15 protein-coding genes are annotated in these 15925 nt (G+C 64.3%); 10 read left to right on the forward strand and 5 right to left on the reverse strand.

Going from position 1 to position 15925, the window contains the following annotated elements:
- The first annotated feature begins 132 nt into the window (after positions 1–132).
- Positions 133–1869: a M14 family metallopeptidase gene (locus tag HGO38_RS13400; protein ID WP_250956395.1), complete on the forward strand. Its 1737-nt coding sequence runs from the start codon at positions 133–135 to the stop codon at positions 1867–1869.
- A gap of 55 nt (positions 1870–1924) precedes the next feature.
- Here the strand turns inward: HGO38_RS13400 and HGO38_RS13405 are convergent, their stop codons facing one another.
- The gene (locus HGO38_RS13405) at positions 1925–2305 is read right to left on the reverse strand and encodes a DUF983 domain-containing protein (protein WP_250956396.1); all 381 of its coding nucleotides are present in this window, start codon (positions 2303–2305) and stop codon (positions 1925–1927) included.
- Positions 2306–2401: 96 nt separating this feature from the next.
- Positions 2402–3805, reverse strand: coding sequence for an aminotransferase-like domain-containing protein (locus HGO38_RS13410; RefSeq protein WP_250956397.1), 1404 nt, complete (start codon positions 3803–3805; stop codon positions 2402–2404).
- Positions 3806–4215: 410 nt separating this feature from the next.
- On the opposite strand from HGO38_RS13410, the gene HGO38_RS13415 reads away from it, so the two are divergent.
- The 9 genes from HGO38_RS13415 to HGO38_RS13455 are packed head-to-tail and all read left to right on the forward strand — an operon-like array spanning position 4216 to position 11957.
- Entirely contained in the window at positions 4216–4698 is a 483-nt protein-coding gene (locus HGO38_RS13415) for an MSMEG_0572/Sll0783 family nitrogen starvation response protein (protein WP_250956398.1), read from the forward strand.
- 60 nt (positions 4699–4758) lie between these two features.
- Complete coding sequence (locus tag HGO38_RS13420; RefSeq protein WP_250956399.1) at positions 4759–5796, forward strand: Nit6803 family nitrilase; 1038 nt, start codon at positions 4759–4761, stop codon at positions 5794–5796.
- Positions 5732–6850, forward strand: a complete 1119-nt coding sequence (locus HGO38_RS13425) for an MSMEG_0568 family radical SAM protein (RefSeq protein WP_250956400.1) — start codon at positions 5732–5734, stop codon at positions 6848–6850. The genes HGO38_RS13420 and HGO38_RS13425 overlap by 65 nt, the downstream gene beginning before the upstream one ends.
- A complete protein-coding gene (locus HGO38_RS13430; RefSeq protein WP_250956401.1) occupies positions 6847–7389 on the forward strand; it encodes an MSMEG_0567/Sll0786 family nitrogen starvation N-acetyltransferase in 543 nt (180 codons plus the stop codon). Before HGO38_RS13425 ends, HGO38_RS13430 begins: the two co-directional genes overlap by 4 nt.
- 2 nt (positions 7390–7391) lie before the next feature.
- Positions 7392–8360, forward strand: coding sequence for a sll0787 family AIR synthase-like protein (locus HGO38_RS13435; protein ID WP_250956402.1), 969 nt, complete (start codon positions 7392–7394; stop codon positions 8358–8360).
- 20 nt (positions 8361–8380) lie between these two features.
- Entirely contained in the window at positions 8381–9511 is a 1131-nt protein-coding gene (locus tag HGO38_RS13440) for an MSMEG_0565 family glycosyltransferase (protein WP_250956584.1), read from the forward strand.
- Complete coding sequence (locus HGO38_RS13445; protein ID WP_250956403.1) at positions 9504–9791, forward strand: MSMEG_0570 family nitrogen starvation response protein; 288 nt, start codon at positions 9504–9506, stop codon at positions 9789–9791. The genes HGO38_RS13440 and HGO38_RS13445 overlap by 8 nt, the downstream gene beginning before the upstream one ends.
- 10 nt (positions 9792–9801) lie before the next feature.
- Positions 9802–11076: an MSMEG_0569 family flavin-dependent oxidoreductase gene (locus tag HGO38_RS13450; RefSeq protein WP_250956404.1), complete on the forward strand. Its 1275-nt coding sequence runs from the start codon at positions 9802–9804 to the stop codon at positions 11074–11076.
- A 44-nt stretch (positions 11077–11120) separates the two neighbouring features.
- Complete coding sequence (locus HGO38_RS13455; protein ID WP_250956405.1) at positions 11121–11957, forward strand: Pnap_2097 family protein; 837 nt, start codon at positions 11121–11123, stop codon at positions 11955–11957.
- Between the two features lie 39 nt (positions 11958–11996).
- Here the strand turns inward: HGO38_RS13455 and HGO38_RS13460 are convergent, their stop codons facing one another.
- The 3 genes from HGO38_RS13460 to HGO38_RS13470 form a co-directional block, all read right to left on the reverse strand.
- Positions 11997–12692 (reverse strand): VIT1/CCC1 transporter family protein, encoded by a 696-nt coding sequence (locus HGO38_RS13460; RefSeq protein ID WP_250956406.1) that lies wholly within the window; start codon positions 12690–12692, stop codon positions 11997–11999.
- Positions 12693–12776: 84 nt separating this feature from the next.
- Positions 12777–13718, reverse strand: coding sequence for an FAD:protein FMN transferase (locus HGO38_RS13465; RefSeq protein ID WP_250956407.1), 942 nt, complete (start codon positions 13716–13718; stop codon positions 12777–12779).
- Positions 13699–15909 (reverse strand): PepSY domain-containing protein, encoded by a 2211-nt coding sequence (locus HGO38_RS13470; protein ID WP_250956408.1) that lies wholly within the window; start codon positions 15907–15909, stop codon positions 13699–13701. Before HGO38_RS13470 ends, HGO38_RS13465 begins: the two co-directional genes overlap by 20 nt.
- Positions 15910–15925 lie beyond the last annotated feature (16 nt).

The raw sequence follows: 15925 nt of genomic DNA on the forward strand, positions 1-15925 counted from the left end.
CAGCATGTCCTTGGGCTGTTGGTCTCGTGTTCATCGTCTTGCAATGGGTCCAGTATGCCCGCATCGTGCGGGGCTCGGTACTGACGCTGCGCGACAGACTCGATCCGACCGGCAGAACATCGAGGTAATCCCATGGCCGAGATTTTCCATATATCCTTCGAGCGCACGCTTGAGCGCCTCGTTGCGGGGGCTATTGCGGGCAAGGCTTTCGAGGCCTGGACCTTCGATGACCGCAACAGCCGCAGGCGCGCCGAGCAGGCGCTGGCGGCGAAAGGCATCACCGCCCGCTTCAGGAGTGCCTACAAGCCGCTGCTCTGCTTCTTCCGCGAAGAGGTCGAACTTTCGGCTGTCGAGGCCATCGAAATTCGCTACCCCGTGCATTCGGCGGCCCCTGAAAACCGTTTCCGGTTGGAAGCCTATCCGCTGGCAGGGCTGGTCGGCGCTGCCCGTATCGATTTTCTGCCGCGTGCAGACGAAGGTTTGTTCTATGACGTGACGCTGCGGCGGGCCGGCAAGGTGGAAACCCATCGGGTTCTGGCCCCCAACCGGGTGCATGGGGATGCCGTTGGGCAAACCAACCTTTCGCCCACCGGCTGGCTTCGCATTGCCGGCGAGACGCAGGGAGAAAGCCTCGAGACCGACTATGAGGCCTTGTTCGAAGCGTCGATCAGGGCCGTGACCGACCATGCCTGGGGCGACGAGGAGCCATACTTCGAAGAGATGAACATCCGTGTCAGCCATCCCGCTGACGACGAGCCGCTGCCGCTTGGCTGCGAGGTGATGAGCCTGCGCGAGGCGCTGCATGAGGATCTTTATTTTTCCTTGCTGGAGTATTTCCAGCATAAATCCGGCCGTCCGCTCGGCGATCGCGGCCTGAAACCCGGCCAGATCGTTCCGGAAATCGTCAGGGGCGAGGCTGAGGTTTCTGTCCGTATCGCCACCCGCCCATTGTCGACGGCATTTCTCGATGGCGAGGATCAGGACATCGACACCGCGCAGGAACCGCTGGCCGCCCGCCAGATCGCGGCCCGTCTGGAGGACATCGGCGGTGATACCTTTATCGCTCACGCCCGCAGCGGTCGCACGGTTGCGGCGCGTTACATCAGGGGTTCCGATCTGCCTGTGATGATCAGCGGTGGCCAGCACCCGAACGAGACGACCGGCATTGTCGGGGCGCTTCGCGCCGCAGCACGGCTGAAAGACGTGGCAGCAAGCGCGCATTTCACCATTTCGCCGCTGGAAAACCCGGATGGTTACGCGATCCACCAGCGCCTTCGCCGCGACAACCCGCGCCACATGCACCACGCCGCCCGTTACACGGCACTGGGCGACGATCTGGAATATCGCACAGTGGAAAACGCCGGCGTGCATCTCAACGAAAAGCAGATCCGCTTTGAGGCGCAGGCCATGAGCGGTGCGCAGCTGCATATCAACCTGCATGGCTATCCGAGCCATGAATGGACACGGCCGCTGTCCGGCTATGTGCCGCGCGGTTTTGGCATGTGGACGCTGCCGAAGGGCTTTTTCCTCATCATGCACCACCATCCGAATTTCGAGGAGCAGGCCGAAATCCTGCTCGATCGGGTGACGCGCCATCTGGGAAAAATTCCCGGATTGCTCGCCTATAACGACCGGCAGATCGCGCTTTGCGAGATCCACGCAGGGCAGACCGGGTTCCGCATCATCAACGGCTTCCCGTGCCTCTGCTCGGTGGACGACCGCCACACGGTGCCGATGACGCTGATCGCCGAATATCCGGATGAAACGATCTATGGCGATGCCTTCATCGCCGGCCATGAAGCGCAGATGCAAACGGTTCTGTCTGCCTACCAGGCCTGGCAGGAGATCGGCGCAGCCAGGATCGCCTGACCGGGGTGGTTGGGCATGCCGGCGTCGGCCGCCGGGGACGGGCCGCAGCCTGCGCTCACTCGCTCGTCTTGACCAGCCGACCTTCTTCGGCCTTGTAGAAAAACTGGCTTGCCACCAGCCAACCCTTCAGCGGGCGCAGCGGTAATATGCAGGTCAGTGCCATGAACGGTATGGTGACCAGCAGATGGCCCCACCAGGCCGGTTCATAAACGATCTCGAACCACACGCCCAGCAGCATGCTCGGCACGCAGGCAAAGCACATGACGAAGAAGGCCGGCCCATCGGCCGGATCGGCAAAGCCGTAATCCAGATCGCAGACCTCGCAACGCGGCTTCAAGGTCAGGAAGCCATTGAACATATGGCCCTGGCCGCAACGCGGGCAGCGTCCGCGAATGCCTGTTTGCATCGGCGCAAGGGGCGGGAATTGGTTTTCCATGGCACTCACTCACTTTGTTTCATATTGAGTGCATCAATATCAGATATTGAATGCATGTAATATGCGACAATGTGGCCTGCCGATGAAGCATGAGGATTAGAAGAACGATCCGGCCATCTCGGGCGAGCCTTCCAGGGCGTGGCCCATGAATTCCAGGGCGCCTTTCAGCCTTTCCCGCGTGATGGAGCCACCCAGGCAGACCCGGACGGCCTCGTCGGGCGTACCCTCGACGGTGAACGCATCGCTGGCGACGACGCCAATGCCGGAATTGCGCATATGGCTGCCGAAGGTCGACCGGGTCCAGCCATTGGTCAGCGGCAGCCAGATGTTGAAACTGATCGGATCGGCCCGGTAACTGCCAGCCGGCAGCAGTGCCGCGACGATCTGCTGGCGTGCCGCCGCCTCTGTCCGGATGAAGCGCAGAATGGTGTCGGCCGTGCCGTCCTCGATCCAGCGCGTCGCCAGCGCCACATTGAGCGGCGAGGCCATGACATTATTGGCACGCATGGCGCTGACAAAGGGCCAGGCGGATTTGGTATCCGGGGCCACGACATAGGCAAGCCGCAGGCCGGCACCGATGCACTTGGCCAGTCCGCCGATATGCCAGGTCAGATCGGGCGCCATGGTGGCGAGCGGCGGCGGTGCATGGACCGGGATGAAACCATAGGCGTCGTCCTCGACAACAGGCACGTGATATTTGCGGGCCACGGCGCAGATTTCCTCCCGCCGCTTCTCCGGCACGGTCAGCGTCGTCGGGTTCTGCAGGGTGGGGTTGAGATAGATCGCCTTGGGCGAGCGATTCTTGCAGGCCTCGGCAAACGCGTCCGGGATGACGCCATGTTGGTCCATGGCCAGGCCGCAGAGGCTGAGGCGCAGCTGCGCGGCAATCGAGCGGATGCCGGGATAGGTGATATTTTCGCACAGCACCGTCTGGCCAGGCTTTGCCAGGTTGGAGAGGATGGCCAGCAGGGCCGGGTGGGCGCCGGGTGTCACGAAGATCCGCTCCTGCGACGGCACCAGGCCGCGACGGCTGAGCCAGGCGGCGGCGGCGTCCTTGTCCATCGGCGAGCCGCCAAACCCCTGGTAGCGCAGAAGCGACACCAGATTGGAGGCGACCGCCGTCAGGCCCTCCTGCATCCGTTCCAGAAGTGCTGGATCATCCGGCTCCGGCGGCATGTTCATGGAAAAATCGATGGCCAGCGTGCGGCGCGGATCAGGGGCGGCGGCAAGGGCAAAGCCGCGCCGCTCCTTGTCGACGCCACCGGTCACAAAGGTGCCGCGTCCGACATGGGAACTGACAAGCCCGCGCTTGTGCGCCTCGACATAACCGCGCGCCACGGTGGTAAAGTCCATGTTCAGCCGCTTGGCCAGGTCGCGCTGCGGCGGCAGGCGGTCGCCGACCACCAGAACGCCGCTGCGCAGGTCCATCTCGATCAGGTCGGCGATCGCCATATAGCGCGGGCTGGTGCTGCGGGTCAGGTCTGGTAGCCATTCTTTCATGTCATGCCCTGCGCGATTCTGTCCTGTTCCATTGACTGTATATTGTCGCAGCTGCGCGCTGTCATCAGGAAAGACGTGCGACTGCCCCCGGCGAGCCAACCCATGCATTTCTTCACCAAAAACCGCCCAAAGTAGCTCCTGCCAAGTCGAGGCCCGATACGTTGAGCTCCGGAAGCAAATAAATTGATGGCAGATTGAACGCATCAAAATCGCGCCATAGCGCTGCAGATTTCGGCAGGCATTTGCCCTTGGATTCGACAGAGGTTTCTAAGTTTCTTTTCTATTGAATGCATAATTGAATGTATCTGCTTATTATTTGATCGGATATTGCCAAAAATCAATTTGGCACGGGCTTTGCAATCTTTGAACTGCGCCCACGAGAGGCTCACGTTCAACCAGAGGAGCGATCCATGCCCGCAGTGACCAAACCGGCCCATGAAAAGGGTGACTTCTTCGTCGACTATGAGGAGAAGGTGTTCGAAGACGTCCAGGCCAAGGAGGGCGACAAAGCCCTCGTCACCTTCCACACAGTGGCCTTCGAAGGCTCGATCGGCCTGGTCAACCTGCTGCAGGCCAAGCGGCTGAAGCGCAAGGGCTTTGAGACCTCCATCCTGCTCTATGGTCCGGGCGTGACGCTCGGCGTACAGCGCGGCTTCCCCAAACTCGGCGACGAAGCCTTCCCCGGCCACCTCAACTTCAACAACCAGATCGCCGGCTTCATGGAAGAGGGCGGCAAGGTCTATGCCTGCCGGTTCGCGCTGCAGGCGCTCTATGGCCATGGCGAGCCGTCGCTGATCCCCGGCATCAAGCCGATCAGCCCGCTCGATGTGCTCGACCTCATCCTCATCCACCGCCGCGACGGGGCCTTCATCCTCGACACCTGGACGCTCTGACCGATCAGGCGGGGCGCGTGTCGCCCCGCCGCCTTTTCACCTCAGCCAAAGGACCGTGTCATGGACAAGAAAACCGTGCGGGCCGCCGCCGCCCAGATCGCGCCGGATCTGACGTCGCGCGAAAAAACCATCGCCCGCGTGCTGGAGACGATCCGCGAGGCGGCGTCGAGGGGCGCGGAGCTGATCGTCTTTCCCGAGACCTTCGTGCCTTGGTATCCCTATTTCTCCTTCGTGCTGCCGCCGGTCCTGTCGGGGCGCGACCATATCAGGCTCTACGAGGAGGCGGTCACGGTTCCGTCGCCCGCCACCGATGCTGTTGCTGCGGCCGCCCGCGAACACGGCATCGTCGTGCTTCTCGGCATCAACGAGCGCGACCACGGTACCTTATACAATACCCAGCTGCTGTTTGATGCCGACGGCACGCTGATCCTCAAACGCCGCAAGATCACGCCGACCTTCCACGAGCGGATGATCTGGGGGCAGGGGGATGGCTCCGGCCTCAAGGTGGTCGACAGTGCTGTCGGCCGCATCGGTGCGCTGGCCTGCTGGGAGCATTACAATCCGCTGGCCCGCTACGCGCTGATGGCCCAGCACGAGGAGATCCACCTCGCGCAGTTTCCCGGCTCGCTGGTCGGCCCCATCTTCGCCGACCAGATGGAGGTGACCATCCGCCATCACGCGCTGGAAAGCGGTTGCTTCGTCATCAATTCCACCGGCTGGCTGACGCCCGAACAGATCCAGTCGATCACGCCGGATCCCGGCCTGCAGAAGGCGCTGACCGGCGGCTGCATGACGGCGATCATCTCGCCGGAGGGCAAACATCTTGCCCCGCCGATCACCGAGGGCGAGGGCATCCTGATTGCCGATCTCGACATGAGCCTGATCGTCAAGCGCAAGCGGATGATGGATTCGGTCGGCCACTATGCCCGCCCTGAACTGCTGCATCTCGTCCTCAACGACAGGCCGACCGCCCCGATGGTCACCCCGGCCGCCCATCCTCTTCCCGAACGGACCCAGACAAGGATCGACACCGATGGACACGAGAACCCTTCCCTCGACCGAAACGCTGATCAACGAGTTGCAGTCCTTCGGGGCTAGGCTGGTCGATCCCAAGGCCGGCCATGAAAGCCGCCGCGGCGGCGCCGGCCCGTCCGACCACAAGGCCCTGACCATCGACGGCATGACCGTGATGGTGCCGGTGCATACGGCACCCGCCTTCGAGAGCCCCTATGTCGTCGAAAAGCCGGATGAAACTGGCAAAAGCCGCATCAGCCGCGACGGCACTGTGCTGGGCGAAGTCTCCTTTCCGCTGCGGCCACGCTTTTACGAGCGCTCCACGGCGGATGGCATTCCCTATTCGCAGATCGCCGTGCTGCATGGCCGCGACGTGCTGGCGACCACGGTGCTGCAGACCTGCATCCGCTACCAGAGCCGCACCAAGACCTGTCAGTTCTGCGCCATCGGCCAGTCATTGGCGGCGGGTCGGACCATCGCCCACAAGACGCCCGCGCAGCTGGCTGAGGTCGCCAAGGCCGCCGTGGAACTGGATGGCGTCAAGCACATGGTTATGACGACAGGCACCCCCAAGGGCGACGACCGGGGTGCCGCCGTGCTGGCTGACAGCGCCCGCGCCATCAAGGCCGCTGTCGACCTGCCGATCCAGGGCCAGTGCGAGCCGCCGGAAGACGATCTCTGGTTCGAGCGCATGAAGGAGGCCGGCATCGACACGCTCGGCATGCATCTGGAGGTGGTCACGCCCGAGGTGCGCGCCCGCATCATGCCCGGCAAGGCGCAGGTGCCGGTGGAGAAATACATGCGCTCCTTCGAGGCGGCGGTAAAGGTTTTCGGCCGCGGCCAGGTCTCGACCTATATCCTGGCCGGTCTCGGCGATACGCGCGAAGCGATCCTCGACATCTGCGAACAGCTAGTCGCCATCGGCGTCTACCCCTTCGTCGTGCCCTTCGTGCCGATCGCCGGCACGCCGCTGGAAAGCCATCCCACCCCATCGCCGGCCTTCATGCACTCGATCCTCGAGCCGCTGTCGCGCCTGCTGGTCGAGAGCGGGCTGAAATCCGTCGACATCAAAGCCGGCTGCGGCAAATGCGGCGCCTGCTCGGCGCTGTCGACCTATGAAAGGAGACTGACCGCATGATGTTCGAACCGATCATCCCGTTCAGGACCTCCGAATATCAGATCAAGTTCGCCACCTCAAACTGGGAACGGCGGGAAGCTCATGCGCTTCGGCGTGCCGTGTTCTGCGAGGAGCAGAAGATCTTCGAAGGCGACGATCGCGATGCGATCGACGACCATGCCATCCCGATCGTCGCGCTGTCGATGCTGGGCGTCGTCGCCGACCAGCTGGTCGGCACCGTGCGCATTCACGAGGCGGAACCCGGCGTTTGGTGGGGATCGCGGCTGGCGGTGCACGAGGATTTCCGCAAGATCGGCGCACTCGGCGCCACCTTGATCAAGCTTGCGGTCTCTTCCGCCAATGCCATGGGCTGCCACCGTTTCCTTGCCAATGTCCAGGTGCAGAACGGCTTGCTGTTCCGCCGGCTGCATTGGGACGTGATCGAGGAGTTCGAGATCTACGGCAAGCCGCATCTCAGGATGCAGGCTGATCTGGCGTTTTACCCGCCCTGTGTGACGCCCGAGACAGGGTTTGTCGCGCTCCCGAAAAAGGCGGCCTGAGCATGTCCTTCGATCTCGTCGCCATCGCCAACACGCTCCGGGCCAGCGCCGGCATATCCGCCAAGGCAGATATTTCCGCCGTGGCGGCGCGGCTGGGGCTCACCGGCCAGACTGTCGCGGTCGGCGATGATTGCGCGGCCATCCCGGATGGCGACGGCTTCCTGCTGTTGGCCATCGAAGGCTTCATCAACGAATTCGTCGCGGCCGATCCGTGGTTTGCCGGCTGGTGCGGGGTCATGGTCAATATCTCAGATGTCGTCGCCATGGGCGGACGCCCCATCGCCGTGGTCGATGCCGTCTGGGCCAATGGCGAGGACGGGGCAGCCCCGGTGCTCGACGGCATGCAGGCGGCGGCCGAGACCTTCGGCGTGCCGATCGTTGGCGGCCATACCAATATCCGGACCGACCGCGGCCAGTTGTCCGTTGCGATCCTCGGCCGGGCCAGGCGTCTGCTGACCAGTTTCGACGCCAGGCCGGGCGACCGGCTGATCGCCGCCGTGGATCACCGCGGCCGCTACCGCGTACCGTTCAACAACTGGGAAGCCGCGACAACAGCCCCGCCGGAACGGCTGCGTGCCGACCTCGACATCCTGCCCGACATCGCCGAGGCCGGATTGGCCTATGCCGCCAAGGATATCAGCCAGGGCGGCATCGTCGGCACGGCGATCATGCTGGCCGAATGCTCCGACGTCGGCATCGAGATCGACCTCAAGGCCATTCCGGTGCCCGACGGCGTGGCCATGGATCGCTGGCTGCAAACCTTTCCGAGCTTCGGGTATCTGCTCGCGGTGCCGGAGGAAAACGCCGCTGTCGTCCTGGAGCGTTTTGCTAAGAGAGACATTGTCGCCGCCGTCATCGGCGCGGTGACGCCGGGTTCGCAAATCGCGGTGACTGCGGATGGCAAGCGCGAACTGATCCGCGACCACCAGGCCACGCCGCTGATGCAACTTGCCAGGGAGGCCGCCCTTTGACCCGCCCCTTGCGCATTGCCATGCTGACCCATTCGACCAATCCGCGCGGCGGCGTGGTGCATGCCATGCATCTCAGCGAGGCCCTTGTGGCGCTGGGTCACGAGGTGGTCCTGCACGCACCCGACGCCAGCGGCCACGGCTTCTTCCGCCAGCCGCGCTGTGGCACCGCATGCTTGCCCGTCGCCCCCGCGTCCACGTCCATGACTGAAATGGTCGAGCAGCGCATAGCCGACTATGTGGCCCATTTCGAACGACCGTCGGCGCGGGGTTTCGACCTCTACCATGCCCATGACGGCATATCGGGCAATGCACTGGCGACCTTGAAGGCGCGCGGGCTGATCCGCGGATTCGCCCGCACCGTCCACCATATCGACCAGTTTGCCGATCCGCGCCTGATGAGCCTGCAACGCTGCTCGATCGACCGCGCCGACCGCTTCTTCACCGTCAGCCGGGTGTGGCAGGAGATGCTCGCCGCCGAGGGCAAGGCATCGGTCAATGTCGGAAACGGCGTTGATACGAGCCGCTTTTCACCCCGGCAGGACGGGCGGGACATTGGCTTGCACGCGCGGCTCAATCTGCCGTCAGGTCCCGTCTTTCTCAGCATCGGCGGCGTCGAGGCCCGCAAGAACACGCTTCGCATTCTGGAAGCCTTCGCCCAGCTCAAGGCGGTCAGGCCGGATGCGCAACTGGTGATCGCCGGCGGCGTGTCGCTGCTCGATCATGGAGCCTATCAAAGCGAATTCCACGCCGTGCTTTCAGAGTTGCCCGCACTTCGCGGCGCCGTGCACCTGATCGGCGCGGTTGCGGATGAGGACATGCCGGCGCTGTTTCGACTGGCCGATGCGCTGGTCTTTCCCTCGGTGAAGGAAGGCTTCGGTCTTGTGGTGCTGGAGGCCATGGCAAGCGGCGTGCCGGCCGTCGTCTCCTGCATCGCGCCGTTTACCGAATATCTCTCGCCCGACGACGCGATCTGGTGCGATCCGCGCAATCCGGCGTCGATCGCCGAGGCCATGATGCTGTCGCTTGCCGAGCCGATCCGCCGCCGGCTGCTGCCTGCAGGACTTGCCGTCGCCACCCGTCACGGCTGGCAGAAGACCGCCGAGGCCCATATCGCCAGTTATCTTGTACTCAGGGAGCCCGCCCATGCCTGAAATGCGCTTTGTCGTCACCTGGCCCGACGGCCGGGACGAGGAATGCTATTCGCCCTCGCTGATCATCAAGGATTTCTTTGCCGAGGGGCAGAGCTATCCGCTGGCCGATTTCATCGACCGCAGCCGACAGGCGCTGACCATCGCCAGCGATCGGGTGGAGGCCAAATACGGATTTCCCTGTTCGCTCGCCCGCGGCCAGCTTGCCCGCATCGAGACCGCCGCGAGCCACTTCCATGATCGCGAGGCGGCATCCGTCATCGTGAAGACCTTTCTCGCCTAAGGAGCGAACCATGACCCCGTTTACCCTAGAGAGCCACTACCAGGCCGTCGTCATCGGCGGCGGCCAGGCGGGGCTTTCCGCCAGCCACTATCTGAAGAAGCAGGGCATCGGCCATGTGGTGATCGAGAAGAAGACCGCCGCCCACAAATGGCGCGACCAGCGCTGGGACGCGTTTTGCCTCGTCACGCCCAACTGGCAATGCCAATTGCCCGGCCATGCCTATGACGGGCCGGACCCCCATGGCTTCATGGTGAAGGACGAGATCCTCGATTATGTCGGTCGCTTTATCGAGAAAGTGGATGCGCCGATCCTCGAAAACACCGTCGTGACATCGGTCGAACGGCTCGGCGATGGCTTTCGCGTCGAAAGCTCCGCCGGGACGGTGACGGCGGATGCCGTGATCATCGCCACCAGCCTTTACAGCGAACCGGCCATTCCGCGCGCCGCAGAACGGCTGCCGGAAACGATCACCCAGGTCCATACCGCCGATTATCGCAACGCGGGCCAGTTGCCGGAGGGCGCCGTCATGGTGGTCGGCTCCGGCCAGTCCGGTTGCCAGATCGCCGAGGATCTGCATCTGGCCGGCCGCAAGGTGCATATGGTGACCGGCAACGCGCCGCGCTGCGCCCGCTTCTACCGCGGCCGCGACGTGGTGGATTGGCTCGCCGATATCGGCCAATACGACATCACCATCGCCCATGACGGCATGGGCAAGAAAAGGCACGACACCAACCACTACCTCACCGGCCGCGATGGCGGCCGCGACATCGATCTGAGGAAATTCGCGCTGGAAGGCATGGCGCTCTATGGCCGCATGGAGACGGTGAGTGGCGGCCGCATGATCTTCGCGGCGAACCTGAAAGCCAATCTCGACGAGGCCGACCGGGTCTATAACGGCATCAACGCCCTGATCGACCGCCATATCGCGGAAAAGGGCATCGCGGCGCCGGACGGCTCCGAGTATCAGCCGCTCTGGTCTCCCGAACAGGAGGTCACCGAACTCGACCTCGTCGCCGAAGGCATCACGTCGGTCGTCTGGGCGACCGGGTTTCGACCCGACTGGTCCTTTGTCGGCCTGCCGATCTTCGACGGCACGGGCTATCCGGTGCAGCGCCGCGGCGTGACCGGCATCCCCGGCGTCTATGTTCTCGGCCTGCCCTGGCTGTGGACCTGGGGCTCCGGCCGCTTCCTCAGCGTCGGCAAGGATGCCGAGCATGTGGTCGGTCACCTCACGGATTTCGTCGGCGAAAACCAGCCTGCTGCAAGCCGGGCTATGGCCGGTTGAGGCCGCGGCCGGATTGCCGTTCTCTTGCGATAAGGAAACCCATCATGAATATGATGCCCGGCGATCTCCCCACCCTTTGCAAGTCCGGCGTCCGGTCCCGGGCGCTCGTCGAAGCAGCGCTTTGTCCGCAGATCCTGCTCGGCATGCCGCATCTGACGCCCTTCGGCCTGTCGCGCACATGGTTGCTGAAGGAGCTCGGGCACCGGCACTGGCTTCTGCTGGCCGGTCGGCTGGGCCTCGATGATGCGGATTTCCGCACCCCGGACGGCAACGAAGCCTATGCTGCCTTTTCGGCTCTGAAGATCGATGCCCGGTTGTCGCGGGGCCGCCCCAATGCGGTTCTGACGATCCGTTCCAACCTCTACCGCGTGTCCGACACGCGCACGGAAAGCCTCCATGCCTTGCAGATTGATGGTCACGACATCGGCACGGTCGTGCTGCAATCGGTCTTCGTGGCCCGCACCGGGCAGGACAACCGGTCCATCCGGCGGTCGCTGGTTCGTCATTTCCGGACCGAGGGGCCCGTTGCCGAGAGCCTGCTGACGGAGGATATCGCGGCCTTGCGCCTTTGCAACGAACCGGATGGTCTCCCCGAGCGGGAGATGTCGTTCCAGCCCTGTCCCTTTGAAGAGTTCAACGGCGCCGGTCTGCTCTACTTTGCCGAATATGTTGGGCTGATGGGGCGTGCCTTCTGCCAGTGGGAGGGACAGGCGGCGGCGCAGAGGCTGGACCGGCCCCTGGCGGTGCTCTTCTCCGGCAACATCAATCAGGGTGAGAAGCTCCGCATTGGGCTCTATTCGACCTGCGACCAGAAGCAGGCGAGCCGTTGCGTGATCCAGAGGCCGGACGGCTCTGTTCTGGTTCGCGCTCTGTTTGGCTAGGGAAATGGTGGCCGGGATTCGCAGCCTTGATGTCGGTCTCTAGACAGCCGTTCCGACCAGTGCGCCGATGCCGGCCGTCAGCGCCATGGCGGCGGCGCCCCAGAAGGTGACGCGCACGGTGGCCTTCAGAATGTTCGCGCCGCCGGCTTTCGCCCCGATTGCTCCAAGCAATGCGAGGAAGATGAGCGACGCACCGGAAACCGCATAGACGAGCGTCTCGGTCGGCCAGACGAAAACCAGTGCCAGGGGAAGTGCTGCGCCGATGGCGAAGGTGAGGGCCGAAGTCAAGGCGGCCTGGATCGGGCGCGCGGCCATATGCTCGACAATGCCCAATTCGTCGCGGGCATGGGCATCGAGCGCATTGCCGGCGGTCAGCTGATCTGCAACCTGGCGGGCCAGGTCAGGGGTGAGGCCGCGCTTCACATAGATCTGGGTCAATTCTTCCAGCTCGGCTTCCGGCAGGGTGTCCAGCTCCTTGCGTTCACGGGCAAGGTCGGCCTGTTCGGTATCGGCCTGCGAACTGACGGAGACATATTCGCCGGCGGCCATCGACATGGCACCGGCGACCATGCCGGCGATGGCGGCCACAAGGATATCGGAGGACGCCGTGGAGGCCGAGGCGACCCCGACGATCAGGCTCGCCGTCGAGACGATCCCGTCATTGGCTCCCAGAACCGCGGCGCGAAGCCAGCCGATGCGGGAGACGAGATGGTTTTCGGCGTGCAATCGGGACATGGGGTGGCTCCGGTCAAGAATAAGGGTTCGCGCCATGATCGACGCATGCTGGAAAACAGAAGGGATAGCGAATTCGAGGCCTGCTCACGGGGTGAAAAAACCGCATCCGGCACGCCTCTGCGGCCCATCATACAGGAACAGCACGGAAAGCCCGAGCTTTTCGGCCAACGCAAGACCGCGCGCTTCGCCGAGAACCATCATCGCCGTCGCCCAGGCGTCGGCGCTCCTGCAATCGCGGGCAATGACGGTGACAGACGCGGGGGATTGCTTGAGCGGCATTCCGAGGCGCGGGTCCATGGTATGCGATAGGCGGTGGCCGCCGACATCCAGCCAGTGGCGGTAATCGCCTGAGGTGGCGACGGCGGCATCGTGCAGCTCGAGGACGGAGTGCGGGGCGCGGGCGTCCAGGTCAGGTTTCTCGACGGCGATGGTCCAGCCCTTGCCGTCCGGCTGGGCGCCGAGCGCCCGCAACTCGCCGTCGATGGCAAAGAGGCCAGCCTCGATGCCATGCTCGCGCGCCACCTCCGTCAGCCGGTCGACGCCGTAGCCCTTGGCGATGCCGTTCAGATCGAAACGCATGTCGGCATGTTTTCGGGCGCGACAGCCCGATCTGTCGAGTTCCAGGATGTCGTGTGCCGGGCTGCGGCTTAAAAGGCGTGCGGCCTTGATCCGGTCCTGATCTGCCGCGTCCGGGCCAAAACCCCAGGCGGCAACGGCATCGCCCATGCCGATGTCGAAGGCACCGCCAGAGGCCTGGCCGATGATGAGGCCGGCGGTGAGAACGGTGATGAGCCGCTCCGGCAGCGTGATCCATTCGCCGGGATCTGCTGAATTCAGGCGATTGAGATCGCTGTTCGGTTTCCAGGTGGACATTTGTCGGTCCACCTCAGCCACGGCATTGGCCATGGCCAATCGTGCCGGCTCGGCGTCGAAATCGGCCGGCGTATGAAACAGCGCCGACCAGCGCGTGCCCATGGTCGGCCCGTTCAGCGCATGGCGCGTCAGGTCAGTAAACGTCTTCGGCATAACGGCCCTCCGCCTTGAGCGTGGCAAGGGTAACACCTTGCGGTGCGAGAATATCGGCAAGTGCGGTGGCGACGCCGGCCGCCATCTCCCGTCCGCCGCAGACCAGAACCTGACCGCCGGCGGCAATCAGCTTGCCAAGCCGGGCCGCATCCTGGCGCAGAATATCCTGCACATAGGCTGGCGTTGCTGTCCGCGAATAGGCTGTCGAGACCGACGTGAGATGTCCGTCGTCCTTCCAGGCGGAAAGCTCCTCGGCGTATAGCGCATCGCTGGCGGGGTGACGGGTGCCGAAATAGAGGTGCATGGGCCTGCGCGAGCGATTGGCGCGAGCGAAGCCGGCGAGGGGCCCGATCCCGGTGCCGGCCCCGATCAGGATGACCGGCCTGCGGCCGCGCACGGGGCGAAAAGCAGGGTTCGGCCGCACGAAAGCGGTCATCGTGTCGCCCGGTTCCAGCGCCGCCAACTGACCGGAGCAGAGACCGCCGGCCTGCTTGCGCACGCAGATTTCGAGAAAGCCATCCCTGGTGCCTGACGCCAGCGAGTAGAAACGCGGCAGGTCGGAGCCTTGCGGCACGACGCCGATCAGGTCGCCAGCTTCGAAACGTGGCAGGCCTTGGCCTGTCAGGCGATGCCAGAGCGAGGTTTTCGGCAGGGCAAAGCGCAGGATCGCCGTCATCGCCTGCACGTCGGCGCCATAGTCGCGTCGCGACACCAGCGACATCGCCCATGTCTTCAATGCCGCCGGCTGATGGTTCAGCTCGAAGTCGAGGCTGAGGGCCTGCGCAAGGCTGCGTCCCCAGCGGGCGAAATCCTGCGGCGACCGGCGGTCGACCGTGTCGAACGGGGTCAGCAGCTTCCAGCCTTTTTGATCTGCGATCCTCGCGATCTCCGCCGCAAAGCCGCAGAAAGCCGGAAAGCTGCGATCGCCGAAGCCGAGCACGGCAAGCGGCAGGCCGGGTTTTGCCGGACAGTGCATGAACTCTGCGAGAAAGCCACTGGCCGAGGCCGGTGCCGCGCCATCGCCATAGGTGGCCGCGAGCAGGATGATGCGTCGCGCCTTCGGCCAACGGTTGGGATCAAAGCCCGTCATCGGTCCCACATGGACGCCAAGGCCCTGCGCGGAAAGGACAGACTGAAGCGTTGCCGCAAAGCCGCGCGTCGTGCCGCCTTCGCTGCCGACCAGGACGATGGTATCGGCGTCGGCGGCAGGCACGGATGCCGCCTTGCCATCGCGGCGCCTCGCAAGCCATGCTGCAAGCCAGACCGACACGCCGGTCCATCCCAGAACTGGAACGCTCAGCGCCGAAAGCCCCAGAAGCAGACCGAGCCAAGCCAGGCCCTGGCCCGTATGCAGCATCATCACGAGATGGGAGACGCGATCGGTCCAGCCGGCATCGGTCCAGGCCAGAAGCCGCCCGTTGCCCTGATCGATATAGCCTTCACCGGCAGCGGTCTTCAGGGTGAAGACATCGGTTGCGTCGGTCTTCGCCGGGAAGCTCAAGGAGCGAAGTTCTTCGATCGGGGTCTCCTGAAGCAGGGGAATGGCGGCGAGCGCCACGCCTGTCTGGCCGCTGACCTCTGCCGGGAAAGGTGGCGCGCCGGCGCCGTCGGGCAGCAGGCCGAAGGTGGCGGCGGTCATCCAGAGGGCGGTGAGCGAGGAGAGCAATAGCCCTGGCAGGGCAAGCCGCGACATCACGGCATGCAGCCGCCCGTCGCCTTGGCCGCGCATCGGCTTCAAAAGCGCCCGCCACCCGCCGGCGCGCCGCGCCAGAAGGAAAAGGCCGGATACGGTCATCAGCAGCATGATGGCAGCACCAGCCGCGGTGACCAGACGACCCGTGTCATCCAGCAGCAGGGAGCGGTGAAAATTGGTCAGCCAACGCTGCAGTGCCGAGGTATCGGCGCTGCCGGCGGGCTTGCCGGTGGTGGGATCGATGACGGCCGAGGCGGGCTGATCGCCCTCGAAATAATAGGCAGTCAGGCGCCCGGACGGCGCCCTGCGGATCTGCTCCACCGAGGGTTCGGCCACTTGAACGCGCGCGGCAAGCTCGGCAACGCTGATTGCCTGGGCGGCGGGCCGGGTGAAGGCCTCGGAGACCGGGAAAACCGACAGGGCCATGCCGCTCAACGCGACAGTGGTCAGCAGCACGGCGGCAATCAGCCCGAACCAACGGTGGAGCGACCGGATCATGACAAGCGTCCTTCCT

This window comes from Rhizobium sp. CG5, from assembly GCF_023701945.1.
Taxonomy (GTDB): domain Bacteria; phylum Pseudomonadota; class Alphaproteobacteria; order Rhizobiales; family Rhizobiaceae; genus Allorhizobium.